The organism is Micromonospora sp. NPDC052213 (assembly GCF_040679695.1).
Lineage (GTDB): Bacteria > Actinomycetota > Actinomycetes > Mycobacteriales > Micromonosporaceae > Micromonospora.
Genome location: NZ_JBFAVI010000077.1, coordinates 23052 through 29448 on the forward strand (window position 1 = coordinate 23052; position 6397 = coordinate 29448).

Annotated in this window: 3 protein-coding genes; all 3 read right to left on the reverse strand. The window is 71.8% G+C overall.

The genetic code is table 11. The annotated features are described in order from the left end of the window. Nucleotides 1-321: 321 nt before the first annotated feature. The 3 genes from uvrC to uvrA all read right to left on the reverse strand — a co-directional run bounded on the left by uvrC (nucleotide 322) and on the right by uvrA (nucleotide 6108). Nucleotides 322-2295, reverse strand: coding sequence for an excinuclease ABC subunit UvrC (uvrC, locus tag AB0L34_RS19385; RefSeq protein WP_363705727.1), 1974 nt, complete (start codon nucleotides 2293-2295; stop codon nucleotides 322-324). Between the two features lie 239 nt (nucleotides 2296-2534). After that, on the reverse strand, nucleotides 2535-3017 hold the full coding sequence (locus AB0L34_RS19390) for a Rieske (2Fe-2S) protein (protein ID WP_363705728.1): 483 nt from the start codon (nucleotides 3015-3017) through the stop codon (nucleotides 2535-2537). Between the two features lie 151 nt (nucleotides 3018-3168). Next, nucleotides 3169-6108, reverse strand: a complete 2940-nt coding sequence (uvrA, locus tag AB0L34_RS19395; RefSeq protein ID WP_363705729.1) for an excinuclease ABC subunit UvrA — start codon at nucleotides 6106-6108, stop codon at nucleotides 3169-3171. Nucleotides 6109-6397 lie beyond the last annotated feature (289 nt).

A 6397-nucleotide genomic window follows, 5' to 3' on the forward strand; every position in this document is an offset into this window, starting at 1 on the left:
CCGTTGACGCCACGAGGACACCGGCCGCTATGGCCAAGCGCAGTTTCCGCATCGATATGAGCAATTCGACCTCCGTCAGAGCGGTGGCGTGAAGGAAGATTCGCGGCTGTCGACGGTTTCCTACCCACCATCACGGGGCCGCATTACGGCCTTGACCGTATATCGAACCTGCCGGATGTCAAGACCCTGACGCAGTCGGGGACGGCGGCGGCTCGGTGGGGGTGGGCCGGCGGCCGTACCGCCGGCAGCTCGGGGGTCCGGAAGAAGGCGAGGGCCCGGAAGGACCGGTACGGCACGGAGCAGAGGCGTCTGGGCTGGCAGTCAGGACCGCGCGGACGGCTCACCGCCGAGGGCGGCGAGGATCGCCTCGGCGGTGCGCCGACCGACGCCGGGCACCTCGGTGATCTCCTCGACGGTGGCGGCGGAGAGCCGCTTGAGTGAGCCGAAGTGCCGCAGCAGCGCCTTGCGCCGCACCTCGCCCAGGCCGGGGACCTTGTCCAGCGCCGACTCGGTCATCCGCTTCGAGCGCCGCTGCCGGTGGAAGGTGATGGCGAAGCGGTGGGCCTCGTCGCGCACCCGTTGCAGCAGGTAGAGCCCCTCGGACGTGCGCGGCAGGATGACCGGGAACTCGTCGTCGGGCAGCCAGACCTCCTCCAGCCGCTTCGCCAGGCCGCAGAGCGCCACGTCGTCGACGCCCAGCTCCGCGAGGGCCTGGGCCGCCGCCGCGACCTGAGGCGCGCCGCCGTCGACCACCACCAGCTGCGGCGGGTACGCGAACCTGCGCGGCCGGCCGGTGGTCGGGTCGATCAGGGTGCCGACCCGCGGCTCGTCGGACCCGGCCTGCCCGGCCGGGGCGTCAGGGTCGTCGGCCGGCTCGACGCCCACCTCACCGGTCTCGGCGCGGGCGTCGAGATAACGGGCGAAGCGGCGGCGCAGCACCTCCGACATGGCGGAGAGGTCGTCGGTGGCGCCACGGATGATGAACCGTCGGTATTCGCTCTTGCGGGGCAGCCCGTCCTCGAAGACGACCATGCTGGCCACCACGTCGGTGCCCTGGATCTGCGAGATGTCGAAGCACTCGATGCGCAGCGGCGAGGTGCGCATGTCGAGCGCCTCGCTGATCTCGTCGAGGGCCTTGCTCCGGGTGGTCAGGTCGCCGGCGCGGCGCAGCTTGTGCCGCGCGAGGGCGTCCTTGGCGTTGCGTTCGACCGTCTCCAGCAGGGACCGCTTGTCGCCGCGCTGCGGCACCCGCAGCGTCACCCTGCTGCCCCGGTGGCTGGAGAGCCAGTCGGCCAGCGCGACGGCGTCGGCGGGCAACTCCGGCACGAGCAGCTCGCGCGGCACGTCGGCCTCGCCCTGCTCGCCGCCGTAGACCTGCGTGCAGAAGTGGTGCACCAGGTCGCCCGTGGTCAGGTCCTCCGTCTTCTCCACCACCCAGCCGCGCTGGCCCCGGACCCGGCCGTCGCGGACGTGGAACACCTGGACGGCCGCCTCCAGGGGGTCGTCGGCGAACGCGACCACGTCGGCGTCGGTGCCGTCGCCGAGCACCACCGTCTGCTTCTCCATCGCCCGGCGCAACGCGGCGATGTCGTCGCGCAGCCGGGCCGCCCGCTCGAACTCCAACTGCTCGCTGGCCTCGGTCATCTCCCGTTCCAGCTTGCGGACCATCGTGTCGGTGCGGCCCGCCATGAACTCGCAGAAACCGTCGACGATCTCGCGGTGCCGCTCCGGGGTGACGCTGCCGACGCACGGCGCCGAGCACTTGCCGATGTAGCCCAGCAGGCAGGGGCGGCCGACCTGGCCGGCGCGCTTGAACACCCCGGCGGAGCAGGTGCGGGCCGGGAAGACCCGCAGCAGCAGGTCGAGCGTCTCGCGGATCGCCCACGCGTGCGAGTAGGGCCCGAAGTAGCGCACCCCCTTGCGCTTGGCGCCCCGCATCACCTGCAGGCGCGGGAACTCCTCGTCGAGGGTGACCGCCAGATAGGGGTACGACTTGTCGTCGCGGTAGCGGACGTTGAAGCGCGGATCGTACTGCTTGATCCAGGTGTATTCGAGCTGGAGCGCCTCGACCTCGGTGCCGACCGTGACCCAGTCGACCGACTCGGCGGTGGTGACCATCTGCTGGGTGCGCTGGTGCAGGCCCCACAGATCGGCGAAGTAGGAGTTGAGGCGGCTGCGCAGGTTCTTCGCCTTGCCGACGTAGATCACCCGGCTGGTGCCGTCGCGGAACCGGTAGACCCCGGGTGACTCCGGGATCGTGCCGGGCGCGGGACGGTAGGTCGAGGGGTCAGCCACGGCAGCAAGCCTAGTCCGCACCCCCGACAGCCCCCGTCAGGAGCGCAGGCACCGCCCCACCCGCCCGGGCCCGGTGGACGACCCGCCGGCGACGCGGCCGGTGTCCTGGTGCTGGAGCCGTTCCTGCCGCCGGCCGCACTCCGGGAACCCCCGCCGGCCGGGCGACGGTCGACGCGGACGCCACGACGGGATGCCGACGGCCGACGACCCGGCGGGGTCGCCGGCCGCGGTGCGTCCGGTCAGGCCAGCGAGATCTGGTCGCCCGTGACCTTGATGTTCTTCGGCGGGAGGGGCTTGGTGGCCGGGCCGCCCTTCACCGAGCCGTCCTCGATGGAGAACTTGCTGAAGTGGCAGGTGCAGTTGATGGTGCCGCCGTCGACGTTGGTCACCGGGCAGCCCTGGTGCGTGCAGATCGAGTCGAAGGCCTTGAAATCACCCGCGGTCGGCTGCGTGATCACCACGCCCTGGGCGGGGTAGACGGCGCCGCCGCCGACCGGGATGTCGGCGGTGCGGGCCAACGACTGCGCACCCGCGCGGTCGCCGCCGCCGGCGTCGCCGCTGCTGGGCACCGCCGGGCCGCCGCTGGTCGGGATCGCGCCGCCGCCGGAGTCGTCGCTGCCGCAGGCAGCCAGGACCACCGCCGCGCCGACCGCGCCGGCGCCCGTGAGAAGGGCGCGCCGGGTCTGCGTCGCCGGCCCGGTCAGCTCCTGCTCGTCACTCATGCCTTGCCTCTCTCTCGGCTGCCGCCGCCCAGTGATGATCCGCGGCCACGCTCGGGTACACGCAACACTGTGCCCGACGGTTCACCCGATCGGCGAGCGCCGGGCTGGCCGGACGGGCCCGGCGGCCCGCCCGGTCGGGTGCCGGCGCGCCTCAGCGGGCCCCGGCCGGGACCTTCCGCGCGCGGGACTTCGCGCCGTTGGCCTTGGCCGCCCGGGAGGTGGCCGCCGCCGCGCCCTTGGCCTCGCCGTCGAGCTTGAGCACCTGCCGCAGGAACTGCCCGGTGTGGCTCTCGGGCACCTCGGCGACCTCCTCGGGGGTGCCGGTGGCGAGCACCGTGCCGCCCCGGTGGCCGCCCTCGGGGCCCATGTCGATCAGCCAGTCGGCCGACTTGATCACGTCGAGGTTGTGCTCGATCGTGATCACCGTGTTACCCTTGTCGACCAGCCCTTCCAGCACCATCAGCAGCTTGCGGATGTCCTCGAAGTGCAGGCCGGTGGTCGGCTCGTCGAGGACGTAGACCGTCCGGCCGGTGGAGCGCTTCTGCAGCTCCGAGGCGAGCTTGACCCGCTGCGCCTCGCCGCCGGACAGCGTCGGCGCGGGCTGGCCGAGCCGGACGTAGCCCAGGCCGACGTCCACCAGCGTCCTGAGGTGCCGGTGGATGGCCGGGATCGCGGAGAAGAACTCCGCCGCCTCCTCGATCGGCATCTCCAGCACGTCGGAGACGGTCTTGCCCTTGTAGTGGACCTCCAGGGTCTCCCGGTTGTAGCGGGCGCCCTTGCAGACCTCGCACGGGACGTACACGTCGGGCAGGAAGTTCATCTCGATCTTGATGGTGCCGTCGCCGGAACACGCCTCGCAGCGGCCGCCCTTGACGTTGAACGAGAACCGGCCCGGACCGTACCCCCGGACCTTTGCCTCGGTGGTCTCCGCGAAGAGCTTGCGGACGTGGTCCCAGACCCCCGTGTAGGTGGCCGGGTTGGACCGCGGGGTACGCCCGATCGGCGACTGGTCGACGCCGACCACCTTGTCGACGTGCTCCAGCCCGGAGACCCGGGTGTGCCGGCCGGGGACCAGCCGCGCGCCGTTGATCTGGTTGGCCAGCACCGCGTAGAGGATGTCGTTGACCAGCGTGGACTTGCCGGAGCCGCTGACCCCGGTGACCGCGATGAGCTGACCCAGCGGGAACGACACGGTCAGGTTGCGCAGGTTGTGCTCGCGCGCGCCGTGCACGACCAACTCCCGGCCGGGGGTCTGCGGGCGGCGCTGCTGCGGCGTCGGGATGGACCGACGGCCGGACAGGTACGCCCCGGTCACCGACTCCGGGTTCTCCAGCAGCGCCGGCACCGAGCCGCTGTGCACGATCTTGCCGCCGTGCTCGCCGGCGCCCGGGCCGATGTCGACGATCCAGTCGGCGGTGCGGATGGTGTCCTCGTCGTGCTCGACCACGATCAGCGTGTTGCCCAGGCCGCGCAGCCGGACCAGGGTCTCGATGAGCCGGTGGTTGTCCCGCTGGTGCAGCCCGATCGACGGCTCGTCGAGCACGTAGAGCACCCCGACCAGGCCGGAGCCGATCTGGGTGGCCAGCCGGATGCGCTGCGCCTCACCGCCGGAGAGGGTGCCGGCCGGGCGGTCCAGGGAGAGGTAGTCCAGGCCGACGTCGAGCAGGAACTTCAGCCGGGCGTTGATCTCCTTGAGCACCCGCTCGGCGATCATCTTCTGCCGGTCGGTCAGCTCGATGCCGGCGAGCAGGTCGGCGGCCTCGCCGACCGACAGGTTGCAGACCTCGGCGATGCTCTTGCCGGCCAGGGTCACCGCGAGCACCTCGGGCTTGAGCCGGGCGCCGCCGCAGGCCGCGCACGGCACGTCCCGCATGTAGCCCTCGTACTTCTCCCGCGACCACTCCGACTCGGTGTCGGTGTGCCGGCGCTCGATCCACTGCACCACGCCCTCGAAGCCGGTGTAGTAGGAGCGCTCGCGGCCGAACTTGTTGCGGTAGCGCACGTGCACCTGGTCGTCGGAGCCGTGCAGGATCGTCTTCTGGGCCCGGGACGGCAGGGCCCGCCACGGGGTGTCGACGTCGAAGTGCTCGGCCTCGCCGAGGGCCTCCAGCAGGCGGAGGAAGTATTCCAGGTTGTGCCCGGTCGACCAGGGCTGGATGGCGCCCTCGCGCAGGCTGCGCTCGGGGTCGGGGACGACCAGCTCGGGGTCGACCTCCTTCTTGGTGCCGATGCCCGTGCACTCCGGGCACGCCCCGTAGGGCGCGTTGAAGGAGAAGACCCGGGGCTCCAGGTCCTCGATGGCGAGGGGGTGGTCGTTGGGGCAGGCCAGGTGCTCGGAGTAGCGCCGCTCGCGCTCCGGGTCGCCCTCGGCCAGGTCGACGAAGTCGAGCAGCACGAGGCCGTTGGAGAGGCCCAGGGCGGCCTCGACCGAGTCGGTCAGCCGCTGCTTGGCGCTCGGCTTGACGGTGAGCCGGTCGATCACCACCTCGATGGTGTGCTTCTCCTGCTTCTTCAGCTTCGGCGGCTCGGTGAGCGGGTGCACCACGCCGTCGACCCGGGCCCGGGCGTAACCCTTGGCCTGGAGCTCGGCGAAGAGGTCGACGTACTCGCCCTTGCGGCCGCGCACCACCGGCGCGAGCACCATGAACCGGGTGCCCTCGGCCATGGCGAGGACGCGGTCGACGATCTGCTGCGGGGTCTGCCGGGAGATCCGCTCGCCGCAGACCGGACAGTGCGGCTCGCCGATGCGGGCGAACAGCAGCCGGAGGTAGTCGTAGACCTCCGTGATGGTGCCCACCGTCGAGCGCGGGTTGCGCGAGGTGGACTTCTGGTCGATGGAGACGGCCGGGCTGAGGCCCTCGATGAAGTCGACGTCCGGCTTGTCCATCTGGCCGAGGAACTGCCGCGCGTACGACGACAGCGACTCGACGTAGCGGCGCTGCCCCTCGGCGAAGATCGTGTCGAAGGCCAGGCTCGACTTGCCCGACCCGGAGAGCCCGGTGAAGACGATCAGGGCATCCCGGGGCAGGTCGAGACTGACGTCACGCAGGTTGTGCTCGCGCGCGCCACGGATGATCAGTCGGTCGGCCACTGTCCGTGTACTCCCGGGTGAAGAAGATGAGGAGGAAATGTCCGCTCTGAGGCTGGTCTGAGCGGTTGTCTGCGCACAGGAAAGGCGCCCCGGCAACTCTAGCCCCGAGGTACGACACTTTTCCCCGCCGGCACGTTCCCCCAGCTCAGCCCGGTCGGCCGCGCCGCCGGCCACCCCCTGGCACGGGCGAAGCCCCCGCCGCGAAGCGCCCGCCGCGAAGCGCCCGCCGCGAAGCGCCCGCCGCGAAGCGCCCGCCGCGAAGCGCCCGCCGCGAAGCGCCCGCCGCGAA